At 73.3% G+C, this 15019-nt stretch carries 12 protein-coding genes; 2 read left to right on the top strand and 10 right to left on the bottom strand.

From position 1 onward, the window contains the following. Positions 1-31 precede the first annotated feature (31 nt). Positions 32-2839: a transglycosylase domain-containing protein gene (locus ACQEVJ_RS30405; protein ID WP_433106939.1), complete on the bottom strand. Its 2808-nt coding sequence runs from the start codon at positions 2837-2839 to the stop codon at positions 32-34. A 52-nt stretch (positions 2840-2891) separates the two neighbouring features. Continuing rightward, positions 2892-4196 carry a UDP-N-acetylglucosamine 1-carboxyvinyltransferase gene (gene murA / locus ACQEVJ_RS30400; protein ID WP_433106937.1) on the bottom strand — a complete coding sequence of 435 codons (1305 nt, stop codon included), beginning with the start codon at positions 4194-4196 and terminating at the stop codon, positions 2892-2894. Between the two features lie 97 nt (positions 4197-4293). Between murA and ACQEVJ_RS30395 the strand changes: the two genes are divergently transcribed. Together ACQEVJ_RS30395 and ACQEVJ_RS30390 are read left to right on the top strand one after the other, a co-directional pair. After that, entirely contained in the window at positions 4294-4779 is a 486-nt protein-coding gene (locus tag ACQEVJ_RS30395; protein ID WP_433106935.1) for a hypothetical protein, read from the top strand. A gap of 431 nt (positions 4780-5210) precedes the next feature. Then, entirely contained in the window at positions 5211-6182 is a 972-nt protein-coding gene (locus ACQEVJ_RS30390) for an ArsR/SmtB family transcription factor (RefSeq protein ID WP_433106933.1), read from the top strand. A 60-nt stretch (positions 6183-6242) separates the two neighbouring features. Here the strand turns inward: ACQEVJ_RS30390 and ACQEVJ_RS30385 are convergent, their stop codons facing one another. From ACQEVJ_RS30385 to ACQEVJ_RS30350, 8 genes are all read right to left on the bottom strand, one after another. After that, a complete protein-coding gene (locus ACQEVJ_RS30385) occupies positions 6243-7637 on the bottom strand; it encodes an amidase (RefSeq protein ID WP_433106931.1) in 1395 nt (464 codons plus the stop codon). 77 nt (positions 7638-7714) lie between these two features. Further along, positions 7715-8212: a Cys-tRNA(Pro) deacylase gene (ybaK, locus tag ACQEVJ_RS30380; RefSeq protein ID WP_433106929.1), complete on the bottom strand. Its 498-nt coding sequence runs from the start codon at positions 8210-8212 to the stop codon at positions 7715-7717. A 55-nt stretch (positions 8213-8267) separates the two neighbouring features. Then, entirely contained in the window at positions 8268-8624 is a 357-nt protein-coding gene (locus ACQEVJ_RS30375) for an arsenate reductase family protein (RefSeq protein ID WP_433106927.1), read from the bottom strand. Between the two features lie 321 nt (positions 8625-8945). Next, positions 8946-9245 carry a hypothetical protein gene (locus ACQEVJ_RS30370; protein ID WP_433106925.1) on the bottom strand — a complete coding sequence of 100 codons (300 nt, stop codon included), beginning with the start codon at positions 9243-9245 and terminating at the stop codon, positions 8946-8948. Positions 9246-9353: 108 nt separating this feature from the next. Continuing rightward, a complete protein-coding gene (locus ACQEVJ_RS30365; protein ID WP_433106923.1) occupies positions 9354-10613 on the bottom strand; it encodes an NAD(P)/FAD-dependent oxidoreductase in 1260 nt (419 codons plus the stop codon). After that, positions 10610-12067 (bottom strand): NAD(P)/FAD-dependent oxidoreductase, encoded by a 1458-nt coding sequence (locus ACQEVJ_RS30360; protein ID WP_433106921.1) that lies wholly within the window; start codon positions 12065-12067, stop codon positions 10610-10612. Before ACQEVJ_RS30360 ends, ACQEVJ_RS30365 begins: the two co-directional genes overlap by 4 nt. After that, positions 12064-13503, bottom strand: coding sequence for an FGGY family carbohydrate kinase (locus tag ACQEVJ_RS30355; protein ID WP_433106919.1), 1440 nt, complete (start codon positions 13501-13503; stop codon positions 12064-12066). The genes ACQEVJ_RS30360 and ACQEVJ_RS30355 overlap by 4 nt, the downstream gene beginning before the upstream one ends. Next, positions 13500-14978, bottom strand: coding sequence for an amino acid permease (locus ACQEVJ_RS30350; RefSeq protein ID WP_433106917.1), 1479 nt, complete (start codon positions 14976-14978; stop codon positions 13500-13502). The genes ACQEVJ_RS30355 and ACQEVJ_RS30350 overlap by 4 nt, the downstream gene beginning before the upstream one ends. Positions 14979-15019 lie beyond the last annotated feature (41 nt).

Raw genomic sequence — 15019 nt, 5'->3', positions numbered from 1 at the left:
GCGACCGCCGCCGAGAACGGCGATCATCCGCTCAGGCGTGACGCCGCACGCGGTGGACAGGATGGTGGCGTCGAGCAGGTGCTTCGGCTCGACGGGTTCCCCGGTTCCCCGCCCGATGCTTCACCGCGTGCTCCGCGCCGCGGGCCGCCCGCGGGTGCCGATCGTCCTGGTTTACGGCGTGGTGCCGGCCGTCCTGGTTCACGGTGTGGTGCCGGCCGTCCGCCGCGCGAGTGCCGGTCCCTCTTCCGGCCGTGGGACGACCGGACCGGTGGCCGGACGTGGCGGGCGGGATGGCGCGCGCCGGCCGGTGACTGCCTCCCTTCGTCCCGGCACGGGGGCGGGCGAGGCTCGTCCAGCTTGTCCTGCCGGCCGTCGCCGACGCCCCGCCGGAGCCCGTACGGACCGGCGCGCGGGGCGAGGAGCCACGGGCCACCGACTGGGCTCCGGTGGTGACCGGCGAGTGACGGGCGGAGCCGCGGGTGTGGGTGACCGTGGTGGGGCGGCTCGGAGGGGCGGCGGGAGCGGCCCGGACGCCTCCGGCGCCGGATGCGGCACTGCCGCCTGCGGAGGTGGAGGTGCTCGCGTGGCCCGCGGCCAGGGGAGTGGTCCTGGCGGTGCCGGAAGCCTCCTCGGCGTCGTTCGCCGCGCCGTCCGTCGCGTCCTCCTTGTGAGCCGACGCGCTGTCGCCGTCGTCGTGCTTCCCGTGCTCGGCCTCCCGCTTCTTCTTCTCCTTCTCGCGCTGCTTCTCCAGCGCCTCCTTCAGGCCGGGCGTGAAGCCGCCGCCGAACCGGGCCATGTCCGGCGGGACGAAGCCGTACGCCGGGGTGTCCCGCAGGGCCGCGCGCATCGAGTCCACCCAGATCGGACCGGGCAGTGATGCGCCCTGCACGGCGCCGTAGTAACGGCCGCCGATGGTGACGCCGGTGAGCGGATAGCGGTAGGAGCCGCGGATGTCGCCCACGCTGACGGCGGCGGCGAGGCCGGGCGTGTACCCGGCGAACCAGGCCGAGGTGTAGCCGTTGTTCGTGCCCGTCTTGCCGGCGGCCGGCCGGCCGATGGACTGGCCGCGCATCGTGCCCTTGGTGAAGACTCCCGTGAGCACGTGGCTCACCGCGTCGGCGACCTCGGGTTCGATCGCGGTCACGCAAACCGGCGGTATCTCGGTGCGGGTGCCGTCGCGCTCCACGACGGCGCCGATGGCCATCGGCCGGCAGTAGCGGCCGCGGGCGGCGAACGCCGCGTACGCCGCCGCCACGGTCGTCGGGTCCATCTCGTTGGCCCCCAGCGTGAACGTCGGCACCTCGTGGAGGGGCGTGCCGTCCGCCCGCCTGATGCCGAGCGACTTGGCCGTCTGCACGACGTCGCACAGGCCGACCTCGCGTTCCAGCCGCATGTAGAAGATGTTCACCGACTGCCAGGTGCCCATCTCCAGGCTGTACGGCCCGCCGCCGCCCTCGCCGCCGGCGTTGTGGATGACCGTGTGCGGGTCGTTGACGGCCCTGCCCGAGCAGTCGCGGTAGCCGTACGACGGGACGTACGCGCCGGGGATCGTGAAGCCGTCGCCGAACCGCATCCCCTGCTTGAGCGCGGTGGCCAGCGTGAACACCTTGAACGTGGAGCCCGCCTGCAGGCCGAGCCCGCCGCCGTGCGCGGTGTCGGCCGCCAGGTTGTAGGTGGTGCTCGGCCCGAGGTCGCGGTCGTGCGGGTTGCGCCCATACCGCTTGCTCACCGCCATCGCGCGGATGAGCCCCGTGCCCGGCTCGATCATCGTCTCCGACGCCACCTGGTTGTCGCGCGGCCTGACCCGCGCGGCGATGGCACGCTCCGCGGCCCGCTGCGCGACCGGGTCGATGGTCGTCCAGATGGTCAGCCCGCCCCGCTGGAGGCGCCGCTCCCGGTCGGCCCTGGTGTATCCGAACGCGGGGTTGGTGAGCACCTCGCGCTCCACGTACACGCAGAAGAAGGGGTCGGCGCTGCCGGCGCAGCCGCCGGGCTCGGGACGCAGGCGCACCCCCAGCGGCTCGGCCGCGGCGGTGCGCGCCGCGTCCTTGCCGATCACCCCCAGCTCGGCCATCCGGCCCAGGACCAGGTCGCGCCGGGCACGCAGCCGGTCTCTGTGCTCGTCGCCCAGCGAGGGATCGGTGTCGTACGGCGTGCGCACGGCGCCGGCGAGCGTCGCGGCCTGTGTGAGCGTGAGGTCGGCGGCGTCGACGCCGAAGAACCGCTTGGCCGCCGCCTGGACGCCGAACGCCCCCGCGCCGAAGTAGGCGATGTTGAGGTAGCGCTCGAGGATCTGGTCCTTGGTGTATTTGCGCTCCAGCGCCAGCGCGTACCGCAGCTCGTCCAGTTTGCGGCGGAACGAGCGGACGAGGGCCTGCGCCCGCTCCTGCTCCGACTCGGCCTGGTTCAGCATGATGTTCTTGACGAGTTGCTGGCTGATGGACGAGCCGCCCTGCCGGATCCCGCCGGCCCGGGTGTTGGTGACGAAGGCCCGCAGCGTGCCCTTGAGGTCCAGGCCGCCGTGCTCGTAGAACCGGGCGTCCTCGATGGCCACGATGGCCTGGCGCATGACCGGGGCGACGGCGCTCAGCGGCACCGACTGCCGGTTCTGGTAGTAGAACTGGGCGATCTGGTGCCCGTTGCGGTCGAGCAGCCGCGTCACCTCGGGCAGCGGCTCCTCGCGCAGGGGCGTGGGCAGGTCGGTGAAGGTGGAGGCCGCGCTCTTGGCCGCCAGGCCGGCCCCGCCCACGTAGGGCATGACCAGCCCGGCGACCAGCGTGCCCCCGGCCGCGCCGCACATGCCCAACGCGAGGACGGTGCTGAGAAGACGAGAGGTCACGGGATATCAGTGCGACCTCTGGCGTTTCTCCAAACCCGGGGGCCGCAAAGCTTTACGTGAGTCTGTTGATCTTCAACCCGAGGGAGGTGAACTGTTCGAACGGTCTGTGGTAACCGCGTTCGATGTGGTTGACGCCCCGCAGGGTCGAGGTGCCCTCGGCCACGGCGGCGGCCAGCACCGCGGAGAACCCGGCGCGGATGTCGGGGAGCGTGACGTCGGCCCCGCGCAGGTTGGAGACTCCGCGTACGACCGCCGAGTGCTTGGCGTTGGTGTCGTGGTAGCGGCACGCCGGTCCGCCCAGGCACTGGGCGAACACCTCGATCTCGCACCCCATCTTCTGCAGCGCGGGCACGTACACGAGCCGGTTCTCGAACACCGTCTCGTGCAGCACCGACATGCCCTCGGCGCGGGTGAACAGCACCATCAGCGGCGTCTGCCAGTCCGTCATGAAACCGGGGTGGGTGTCGGTCTGCACCGCCGCCGCGCGCAGGCCGTCCGGGGCGGAGGCGCACAGCCAGTCGTCGGTTATCTCGAACCGCGCGCCCATCCTCGCCAGCGTGGTGATGGCGGTGACGAGCCGGTCCTGGTGGCAGCCGTGCACGCGCACCTCGCCGCCCGTCACCAGGCCCGCCACGAGGTAGGAGAACGCCTCGATGCGGTCGCCGGCCAGCCAGGTGGAGGCGCCGTGCAGGCGCTCGACGCCCTCGATGACGATGCGGCGGTCGGGGCTCAGCTCGATCATCGCGCCCATGCGCTGGAGGAACAGCGCCAGCTCCACCACTTCGGGCTCCATCGCCGCGCCCTTGATGACGGTCTTGCCCTCCGCCAGCACCGCCGTCATGAGGATCGTCTCGGTGGCGCCCACGCTGGGGTAGGGGAGCGAGATGCGGCTGCCGCGCAGCCGGGCCGCCTTGGCGGTGATGCCCTTGTCGCCGACCTCGATCTCCGCGCCCATCGACCGCAGCGCCTCGACGTGGAAGTTGACCGGCCGCCTGCCGATCGGGTCGCCGCCGACGAGGGGGACGAACGCCTCGCCCGCCAGGTGCAGCAGCGGTCCGAGCATCAGGATCGGGATGCGGTTGAGCCCGGTGTACTCCTCCGGCACCCGCGGCCTGATCTCGGTGCCCCGCTCGATGGCGATCTCACCCGGAGTGATCTCCACGTGGATGCCGAGGGCTTCGAGCATGGCGGCGGTGAGCCCCACCTCGCCGACCTCGGGGGCGTTGTGCAGAGTGCTCGGACCTGTGCCGAGCATCGCCGCCACCATGTGTTTCGAGACCGCGTTCTTCGATCCCCGGACCTCCACGTCCCCCCGCAGCGGGCCGGACGGGTCGATCTGCCAAACCTCTTCGCTCACTCGGCCTCCTCGCACACGATGCCGCGTGTCCCCTGCACCCGGCTCCAGCAAGAGTAACGGGACCGGACCCGATAACCAGGTGGGTACTATCGGGACGGTGCGGCATCTGAGGGGCAATCTGGCGACGACCGTCGTTACCGTCCTCGTGCTCGCCGTCCTCGGCGTGGTCGCCGGATACGTGTGGTCGGCGCTCGCCCCCGCCACGCAGTACGTGCTGATCGACGGGACGCCGCATCTGGCCGATCCCGAGACGCAGTCGCTCATCGAGGCCGACGGCTGGTTCACCGTGGTGACCGGCGTGTTCGGCCTGGTCTGCGGAATCGCGGGGTACGTGCTGTCGCGCGGCCGGCCGGTCGAGGTCCTCGTCGGGCTCGCCGCCGGCGGGCTGCTCGCCGGATACGTCGCGATGCTGGTCGGCGGCACGGCCAAGGGCGGGATCCAGGCGGCGGGACCGGGTGGCTACACCACCACGACGTCGCTGGACCTGACCGCGTACGGCGTGCTGTTCGCCTGGCCGCTCGTGGCCACCGCGGTCTTCTGGGTCATCGAGTTCGCCGTGACCTACAACCAGCGGGGCCGCTGAGTCCTGACCACGGCCCGTCGGCCGGCGGGTCCCCTCCCGCCGAGTCGCCACCGGGCCGTGGTGCTGTTTCCGGACGGGCCCCGGTAGCCGCCCGGGAAACGATCAGGTCGAGTCGCCCGTGCCGTCGTTGTCGCCGTACCGGACATTCGTGCGCCGGCCGCTCATCATGGTCACCGGCGCGGTCACCCGCGCAGCCGAGTCTCTTCCTCTCACGGACGCCTCTCCGTTGATGCGATCGCCGACGGGCAAAGCCTGTCGGGGCCGGATCGGCACGACAACGGGTTTCATCCCTGCCTGAAAGGGCCGGGGGTGCGGGGCGCGGGAACGAGTCCCTTCGCGCGGCCCGGGCGTCCGGGCGTGCGGTTCCCGGGTTCGGGAGGTGAGGCCATTCAGTCCTTGACGGCAGGTCCGGCACTGCCATGATCATCATCATGTTGAGACTGGAGTTCACCGATGCCGATCTGCGCCAGATCACCGTGGCCGCGACTCCGGACGCGGTGCTCGAGACGGCCCTCAGCGTGCGCCGGCTGCGCACCGGGCCGCGCGGCGGGAGCCGGTCACTCCCGGGTCTGCGGCAGCTGCACCACCTGGTGAACGGAAGCTTGGCGGCCCGGGCGGGGGTGCTCCTCGAGGTGGTCCAGTCGGAGGGTTTCCTCCCGGACTTCCTGCTGCAGCCGGCGGCCCGCGACCTCGCCACCGGAGTGGAGCTGATGGCTCAGGTGCCCGCGGCGCAGTTCGCCGCCGACTTGTCCGAGCTGCCCCCGTGCCCCACGCCGAGCCGCTGGTTCCGGGAGCTGGCGTCCGGGGCCGTCGCGGCGCGGCGGACGCTCGCCGACGACCTCCGCACCTACTTCAGCTCGTCACTGGCGCCCGTGTGGCAGACGGTTCAGGCCGCCGCGGCCGCCGACCGCTCCCTGCGTGCCGAGACCCTGCTTCGCGGCGGGGTCGACGCGCTGCTCGCCACCCTCAACACCCGCTGGCACTGGCAGCCTCCCGTGCTGCACATCCCGTCACGTCTCAGCTACGACGTCCCGCTGTGCGGGCGAGGGCTGCTGCTGATCCCCTCGTACTTCGCGCCGACGTCCCTGCTGACCTGGCGGCCCGGCCAGTCCACCGTGCTGGTCTACCCGATCTGCCACGACGACGACCGGGTCGGCTCCGCCGACGCACTCGGCCCTCTGCTCGGCCGCACCCGGGCGGCCGTCCTGGCCGCCCTGCGCGATCCGGCGACGACGACCGCCCTGTCCGAACGGGTCGGGGTGTCCCTCGCCTCCGCCAGCCAGCACGCCACAGTCCTGCGGAATGCCGGGCTGGTCTCCACGACCCGGATCGGCGGAGCCGTCCTGCATGCGCTGACCCCCTTGGGCGCGGCCCTCCTGCGGGGGGACGCGGTGGCCGGTTGAGCCGGCGGCCGGTGAGCACGGCCGGTGGGGAATCGCGCCCGGGTTCCGGCGGAAGTGCTCTCAGCAGAGCCGGGGCTCGGTCCGCCAGAGGCCGGTGGCCCGCTCGAAGGCGTGCCCGAGGCGCAGGACGTCCATGTCGGCCCACGGCCTGCCCACGATCTGCAGGCCGACCGGGAGACCGTCGGGCGTGAAACCGCACGGCACCGACATCGCGGGTGCGTGCAGCACGCTGATCCAGTAACACGACCGCATCCACGCCAGGTAGTCGGGCATCTCCACCCCGGCCACCTCCGTGACGTACGGCTGCTCGACCGGGAACGGCGGCACCTGGCTGACGGGCGCCACCAGGAAGTCGTATCGGCCGAAGAACTCCCGCATGCGGTGGAACAGCCCGGTGCGCAGCCGCTCGGCCCGGGCGAGGTCGGCCCCGGTGACCTTCCGCCCCTGCTCCACGTTCCAGGCCACGTTGGGACCCGCCTCAGGGAGGTCGCCGAAGTTCAGCGCGTAGTACCACGACCGGTAGACGCGGAACGCCTCCTCGGCGTCGGACAGGTCCAGGTCCACCTGCTCGACCTTGACTCCCAGCGCGGCCAGCGTCTCGGCGGCCCGCGCCGTCGCGGCGGCCGTGTGCGGGTCGACCGGGAGACCGCCGAGGTCGGGACTGAAGGCGACGCGGACCGCGGCGAGGTCCATGTCGAGAGGCGCCGCGAACGCCGTGCCGTCCTCGCGGATCGAGAACGGCGAGACCGGGTCGAACCCGGCGACGGCCGACATGAACAGCGCCAGGTCGCCGGCCGTGCGGGCCATCGGTCCTGGCACGCTGAGCGTGAACCAGGCCGCCGTCGCCGACTTCGCCGGCACCCGCCCCGGGGTGGGCCGCAGGCCCGCCACGTTGCAGAACGACGCGGGGTTGCGCAGCGACCCGCCCATGTCGGAGCCGTCGGCGAGCGGCACCATCCGGCACGCCAGCGCCGCCGCCGCGCCGCCGCTGCTGCCGCCCGCGCTCTTCGACAGGTCGTAGGGGTTGCGGGTCGCCCCGAACACCTCGTTGACCGTGTGCGAGCCGGTGCCGAACTCCGGGGTGTTCGTCTTGCCCAGCGCGATCCCGCCCGCCTCGCGGATGCGCCGCACGAGCGGGTCGTCCTCGGTGGGGACGTGGTCCGCGAACGCCCGCGAGCCGTACGTGGTCCGCACGCCCGCGGTGTCGGCGAGGTCCTTGTGCGCGACCGGGATGCCGTGCAGCGGGCCGCGCACCAGGCCGCGCCGCAGGTCCTCGTCGGCGCGTGCGGCCTGGTCGAGCGCCCGCTCGGCGGTCAGCGTCACGACGGCGTTGACCCGCGGGTTCGCCTCCTCGACGCGCCGCAGGCACGCCTCGGTCAGCTCGACCGCGCTCACCTCGCGCGCCCGCAGCAGCGCGGCCATCTCCGTCGCGGTGAGGTCGACCAGTTCGTTCACATTTCCCCCGTTCGGTGCGGTTCCCGGCCAGTTCTATGACCTGTGAGCCGTACGGGCGATGGCAACACTCGACAGGTTCAGACCTTGGCGATGGGGGCGGTCACGGCCTGGGCGAGCCGGACGAGGTTGCCCGGCGCGGTCTCGATCTGCAGGCCGCGCCGCCCGGCGGAGAAGTAGATCGTCTCGAAGCCGAGCGCGGACTCGTCCACCACGGTCGGCAGCCGCTTGCGCTGCCCGAGTGGGCTGATGCCGCCGACCACGTAGCCGGTGACCCGCTCCACCTTGGCCGCGTCGGCCATCGCCGCCCGCTTGCCCTTCAGCGCCGCCGCGAACGCCTTGAGGTCGAGCTTGCCCGCCACTGGCACGACCGCGACCGCCAGGCCCGCCTCCGTCTCCGCCACCAGCGTCTTGAAGATCCGCTCGTACGGCAGGCCGAGCGCGTCGGCCGCCTCCTCACCGTACGCCTGGGCGTTCGGGTCGTGGTCATAGGGGTGAAGGGTGAACTCCGCCTTCGCCTGCGTGAGGGCGACCGTCGCCGGAGTGCTCTGGCCGCCCTTGCTCTTGGTCTTGCTCACGACGGCAAGCCTAGTGCGGACGCTCCTCCCCGATCCGCCCGCTGCGGACGACCCGTCAGGGCAGGACGGAGCGCACGGCCTCGGGGGAGCGGGCCACCACGGCGGTGCCGTCGTCGGCGGTGATGATCGGCCGCTGGATCAGGATCGGGTGGGCGGCCATGGCCTCGATCCACCGCTCACGGGACGCCCGGTCGCGCGGCCACGACTCCATGTCCAGCTCGGCCGCGACGGGCTCGCCGAGCCGGGCGACGTCCCAGGGCTCCAGCCCGAGGCGGCGCAGCACCTCGGCGAGCTCCTCCGCGCTCGGCGGGTCCTCCAGGTAGTGCCGGACCGTGTATCCGGCGCCCTCGGCGTCGAGCAGCGACAGGGCCGACCGGCACTTCGAACAGGCCGGGTTGATCCAGATCTCCATGCGCTCATTGTCCCGCCCGGCTGCGCGTAAACCATTCCTCATGCCCACCCGGCGTATGGCAAAACGATCTAAAGGGGACAATCTCTTTACGTGGCCTTTGTCGATGGGAGTGGCCGGGCGCGGAAGGGCAGCGATGGAGACGGTAGGTGTGGTCGCGGGTGACGTCGCGAAGGGACAGGCATGCCTGTTCGGCGGACTGGGGGTGTGCGTCACCCTGCGGCCGGAGGGCCTGGCGGTCAACCACGGCATGAGCTACTACGGCGTCCACTGGCAGACCGTGCTGCCGTACGCGGCGGGTCTCGCCGGGGCCGCGCTGTTCACTCACCGGGCGCTGCGCGACGCGGCGGCCCGCACGCCGTCCCCGGCCCGCCTGCGGCGGATGGCCGACTCGTTCGTCGTGCTGCTGGCCGGGATCGTGCTGACGCCGTACACACTGGGCGGGGTGGTCGACTGGGCGCATCGGGGGTTGGGCGCGGCCCTGTTCGTGCTCCAGCTCCTGCTGGCCGGGCGGCTCGTCGCGTGGGCCCACGGTGACGTCGCCGGCGTCGCGTTCCTCCTGGTCCAGCTCGGCGGTGGCGTCCTCGCCGCGGTGTACGTGCTCCAGACCGAGGGGCTCCTCATCCACGGCGAGGCGACGTTCCAGCTCGGATTCGCCCTCGTGCTGGCCAGGACGCTCCCGCTGGTCGCGCCCCCGATCGCCGCGCCGCCCCCGGCCGCGGGCGGCGGTGGTCAGCCCAGGGAAATGGTGATCGGACCGCCGCGCGGGTCCGCGCCGGACAGCAGGGACGACGGCACCCGGAACACGCGGCCGGGGGAGACCGGCCACGGCAGGGTGCGGCGGGCGATCTCGCGGCCGTCCTGCGTCACCACCACCCTGGCGACGGCGCGGTGCTCGTCCGGCCACAGCAGGATCCGGCGGCGTGGCGGCGCGCCCGCGCCGGGCCTGACCAGGCCGGGGGAGACCCATCGGAACGGCGCCTCGGCGCGCAGCGCAATCCCCGCGGCGCTCCCGTCCGCGCCCGAGCCCGTATTGCCGGAAGGCCCGGACAGGTGTGCCAGGACGTGCCGCACCACGTGGCGGCCGTCGAGGGCGGCCACGTCGGCGGTGTCCACGGGGTGGACCAGGTTGCCGACGGCGAACACGCCGGGGCGGCTGGTGGCCAGGGTGTTGTCCACGACCGGGCTCCTGCTGCCCGGGTCCATCGCCAGTCCGGCCGCCCGGGCCAGCTCGTGGTCGGGAACCCAGTCGCCCGTGAACACCACCGTGTCGCAGGGCACCGTGCGGCGTTCGCCCGTGCGCAGGTCCTCGACCTCGACCGACTCCACGGCGTCGCGGCCGTTGATCCGCACGACCCTGGTGCCCGTGGCGACCGGCACGCGCAGCACGGCGCGTCCCGGCACGCTGAACGCCGCGTACGACTCGGCGCGGGCGTGCTCGCTGGTCATCAGCACCGTGCGGCAGCCCGCCTCGCGCAGCGTGAGCACGGCCGACCAGCTCACCAGCTCGGCCCCGACGATGACGGCCCGCGTGCCGACCCTGCCGTGGTGCAGGTGCACCACGTTCTGGAGCTGCCCGGTCGTCAGCACACCCGGCGGGCGGTCGCCCGGCACCATCCTGGCCGTACGGGGACGTTCCCTGGCGCCGGTCGCCAGCACGACGGCGCGGGCGTCCACCCGCAGGCGGCCCTCCGGGGTGGTGACGTCGAGGGCGTGCTCTCCAGCCCAGCCGGTGACCATGGCCGAGGTGCGCACTTGCGCCCCGGCCTCAAGCGCGCGGTTGGCCAGCAGGCGGGCGTACGCCGGGCCGGTCATCACCGTGCGCAGGTCGCGCAGGCCGTAGCCGGTGTGGTCGCTGTGCCGGGGGATGCCCCCGGCCTCGCGCTCCCGGTCGAGCACCACGACCCGCAGGCCGGCGGAGGCGAGACCGGCGGCGGCGGTCAGCCCGGAGGGGCCGCCGCCCACGACGGCGACGTCGGTGGTGAGGTTCATCGCGACTCCTCCATGGCAGCGAGGCGTTGGCCGATCTCGGCTCCGCAGAAGAAGCCCTGGCAGCGGCCCATCATGGCCCGGGTGCGGCGGCGCAGGCCGTCGATGTCGGCCGGGGGGAGCGGGGAGGCCAGGGCGTCCCTGATCTCCCCGGCGGTGACCCGCTCGCAGAAGCAGACCACGGTCCCGTACGCCGGGTCCCCGGAGATGAGGTCGTCGCACATGTACGGCCGGGGGAACGCCTCGCCGATGTTGGGCATCCGGGGCGGCTCGGGCAGCTCCTCGCGTACGGAGGTGACGAGGCCCGCCTCGGCCAGCAGCCCGGCGGCGTGCTCGGCGAGCGCCATGGACGAGGTCAGCCCGGTGGAACGGATGCCGCCGAGCACGAGGTATCGCTGCCCGGCGTCGAGGTGCACCTGGTAGTCGCCGTGCTCGGTGGCCGCCCGCAGCCCGGCGTAGGAGGCGGTGACCTCCTCCTTCAGCAGCGCCGGCATGAGCGCGAGGCCCTTGTCCACCAGGAACGCGAACCCCTCCTCGGAGGTGGAGGTGTCGGCGCGGTCGCGCAGGTCCTCCGCGGTCGGGCCGAGCATCACGTTGCCGTAGATCGTCGGGCTGATCAGCACGCCCTTGCCGCGCGAGCTGGGCACCGGCAGCACGATGCGGTTCGCCAGCGGCCTGGCCATCTTGTCGAAGACCAGCAGCTCGCCCCGGCGCGGCGTGACCGTGAACCGCTCGTGCCCGAACAGCCCGTCGACGGCGTCGGAGCCCAGCCCCGCCGCGTTGACGACCCAGCGGGCCCGCAGCGGGCCCCTGCTCGTCAGCAGCACAATCTCCTCGTCGCCGTCGCGCTGGACGCCCTCGACCCGCGTGTTCGGCAGCACGGTGGCGCCCCGCGCCAGCGCCTCGGTGGCGAACGCCAGCGTGGTGGTCCACGGGCAGATGATCGACTCTCCGGGCACGGTCAGCCCGCCGAGCGCGCCGGGGCCGAGGGCCGGGATCAGCCGGTAGACCTCGTCCGCGCCGACGATCTCGCTCTCCCGGTAGCCGTTCTTCACCGCCTTGTCCGCCAGCCCGGGGAGCGCGGCCAGCTCCTCCTCGGTCCACGCGACCAGCACCGCGCCGGTCCGCTCGACCGGGATCCCGGCGCGCTCGGCGTACCCGCCGAGCAGTTCGTACCCCCGCCGCACCAGGCGCGACTCCAGCGTGCCCGGCGTCGCGTCGAAGCCGGTGTGCAGGATCGCGGTGTTGGCCTTGCTGGTGCCGTCGCCGACGTCCGAACGCGCCTCGACCAGCGCGACCGACAGGGCGCGGCCATCCGATTCGCGCCCTGTCACCTGCCGCCCCGCCAGCTCGCGGGCCACGGCGGCGCCCACGACGCCGCCGCCGACCACCGCCACGTCGACCGTCCCGTCGGGCAGCGGCCCGGACCTGCTCACCCCTGTCACCCGTGCGCTCACGTGTCCCTCCCCGTCTCGATCGCCGCGCGGACGCCCCGCCGCCAGCGCGCCATGAACTCCTCCGCCCGCTCCGCCGGCCAGCGCGGCTCGTACGTCGTCGCCGGGGCCCACGCGGGCACGGCGTCCGCCACCGTGAGCGAGGGGGTCACGGCGAGGCGGGCCAGCGCGGCGGCGCCGAGGGCGGTCGCGTGCGGCGACGGGTAGACGTCCACCGGCGCCTGCAGCAGGTCCGCCTGGGCCTGCATGAGAGCGGCCGACCGGGTGAGCCCGCCGTCCACCCGCAGGCGGGCTAGCGGGCGGCCGAGGTCGGCCGCGACGACCGCGGCCAGATCGGCCACCTGGGCGGCGATGCCCTCCAGGACGGCGCGGATCAGGTGCCCGGGCCGGGTGGACAGCGTCATGCCGAGGAACGCGCCGGTCGCGTCCGGCCGCCACCAGGGCGCGGCCAGCCCGGCCAGTCCGGGGACGAACAGCGCGCCCTCGGCGTCGGGCGCGGCCAGCGCGTCCAGCTCGGACGCGGCGCCGACGAGGCCGAGTTCGCTCAGCCACCGCACCGCGGAGGCCGCCGTGTAGACCTGCCCGTCCACGCAGTACGGCGTGGCCCCCCTGGCCCGCCATGCCACCGACGTGGTCAGGCCGGAGGCCGAGCGCACGGCCCGCTCGCCGGTGTTGGCGAGCAGGAACGCCCCGGTGCCGTACGTGCACTTGGCCTCGCCGGCCGACAGGCAGCCCTCCGCCAGCAGCGCGGCCTGCTGGTCGACGACCAGGCCGCCGACCGGGATCTCCCCGCCGAAGGCCCCGGTCGTCCCGACGACCTCGTCGCAGGCGACGATCGCGGGCAGCCGCTCGCCGTCCAGGCCGAACAGGCCGAGCAGCTCCCCGCTCCACTCGACCGCGTCGAGGTCGAGCAGCGCCGACCTGCTCGCGGTCGCGGCGTCGGTGACGAACTCCCCGGTCAGGTGGTGGACGAGCCAGGTGTCGCTGGTCGTCACCACTCCCTCGCGGGTGAGGTTGCGGCGGATCCAGGCCATCTTGGGCGCGGAGAAGTACGGGTCGAGCACGAGCCCGGTCAGCTCGGCGATCCTCTCGGCGTGCCCGGAGAGACCGGCGCACACCTCCTCGGCCCGCCGGTCCTGCCACACCAGCGCGGTGGTCAGCGGTTCGCCGGTCGCCGGGTCCCAGGCCAGCACGGTCTCGCCCTGGTTGGCCAGCGTGACCGCGCCCACGGGCACACCCGCCGCCGCGACGGCCTCCCGCCCCGCCGCCAGCACCGAGCCGAGCAGTTCCCGCGGATCCTGCTCCACTCGCCCGCCCGGCAGGTACGCGGGGCGGACCGGCGCCTCCGCCAGCGCGAGGACGGCGCCGTCGCCGCCCACCACGATCGCCTTCGTGCCCGAGGTGCCCTGGTCGATCGCCAGTACGGCCGGCGCGCTCACAGGAGCTCCGCGGAGTCGCCGGTCTCGCGGGTCAGGCGGTCCCGCCCGCGCACCCACACGACGGCGAACACGACGGCGCCGAGCACTAGCGAGCCCAGGGCGTACACCTGCGCGGTGCGGAAGTCCGACGGGATGAGGAAGATGGCCAGCTCGATCACCAGCCAGATCACCGCGCCCGCGACGACCAGCGGCTCCCACTTCCCGAGGCGGAAGTCGTCGGGCCGCGGCCGGTGCCGCCGGCGGGTGCCGAGGTAGAGCGCGACCGTGCCTGCGTAGAGCAGGGCCGGCATGAGCGTGCCGGCCCCGAGGAGCTGCGACAGGGCGTCGGCGTTGCCGGAGAAGGCGAGCACGATGGCGATCGACGCGCCGGCCGCGAGCACGGTGGCCCAGGTCGGGCCGCCGGTGGCGCGCGGCACCCGGCTCAGCGCCCCGGAGAACGGCAGCCGGCCGTCGCGGGCCATCGAGTGGACCAGGCGGCTGCAGCTCACCATGATGACCAGGCCGCAGGCGAAGATCGCGAGGCTCACGACGACGAGGAAGGCCCGCGCCACTCCGGCGCCGAGCACGTTCTCGACCACCTGGGCGACGGGCGCGGAGGAGGCGGTGATCGACGCCACGTCGTTCCCGAGGGCGGCGGTGACCACGACGAGGAACAGCATGCCGAGGGCGACGCTGAGCAGGATCGCACGGACCATCGCCCGGGGCACCACCCGCTTGGGGTTGATCGTCTCCTCGGCGAGGTTGGCCGCCGACTCCCAGCCGACCAGCGTGAACGCGCCGAGCAGGGCCGACAGCATGAACGGCCCGAGCCAGCCGAAGTAGCCGTCGCCGGAGACGGCGCCGGTGGAGGTGAGGTTGGACCACTCGGCGTGCCCGCCGAAGATCGCGAATCCGGCGATCAGCAGCGTCAGCCCGATCATCGCGATCACCTCGGCGCTCACCGCGAGGTTGTTGATCTTCGTGGTGATCGGGGTGGACCAGATGATCAAAACCATCTGGACGACCAGCACGACGAGCGTGGTCAGCGCGCCGGCCATGGGCGTGTACTCCCAGCCGAACAGCGGGAACAGCGCCACCTGGGCGAGGCCGTAGTCGACCGCCACCGCGACGATCGCGAGGAACGCGAACGACACCCAGCCGAACCACCAGCCCAGCACCGGCGAGGCGAGCCTGCTCGCCCACTGGTAGCTGTAGCCCGACAGCGGGATGCGGCTGGCCAGCGCGCCGTACAGGAGGGCGACCGCGACCGTGCCCGCGCCGACGATCGGCCAGGTCCAGATGCCCGCGGGCCCGCCCGAGTTGAGCACGGTGCCGTACGTCGTGAACAGGCCCGTGGTGATCGAGATGAAGGAGAACGCGACGGCGAAGGACTCGAACGACTTCAGCGTGCGCGAGAACTGCTGGGCGTACCCGGCGTGGGAGATGGCCGCGTCGGCCTGATCATGCGATGCCGGGCGCGTGGAAGGATGGGTCATGGATCGTCTCCTGGCTGGAGCTGGGGAGATTGCAACGGTCC

Source organism: Microbispora sp. CA-102843 (assembly GCF_050936215.1).
GTDB lineage: Bacteria > Actinomycetota > Actinomycetes > Streptosporangiales > Streptosporangiaceae > Microbispora.
Note: the sequence above shows the minus strand (reverse complement) of the source record. Positions and strands in the feature narration are given on the sequence as shown.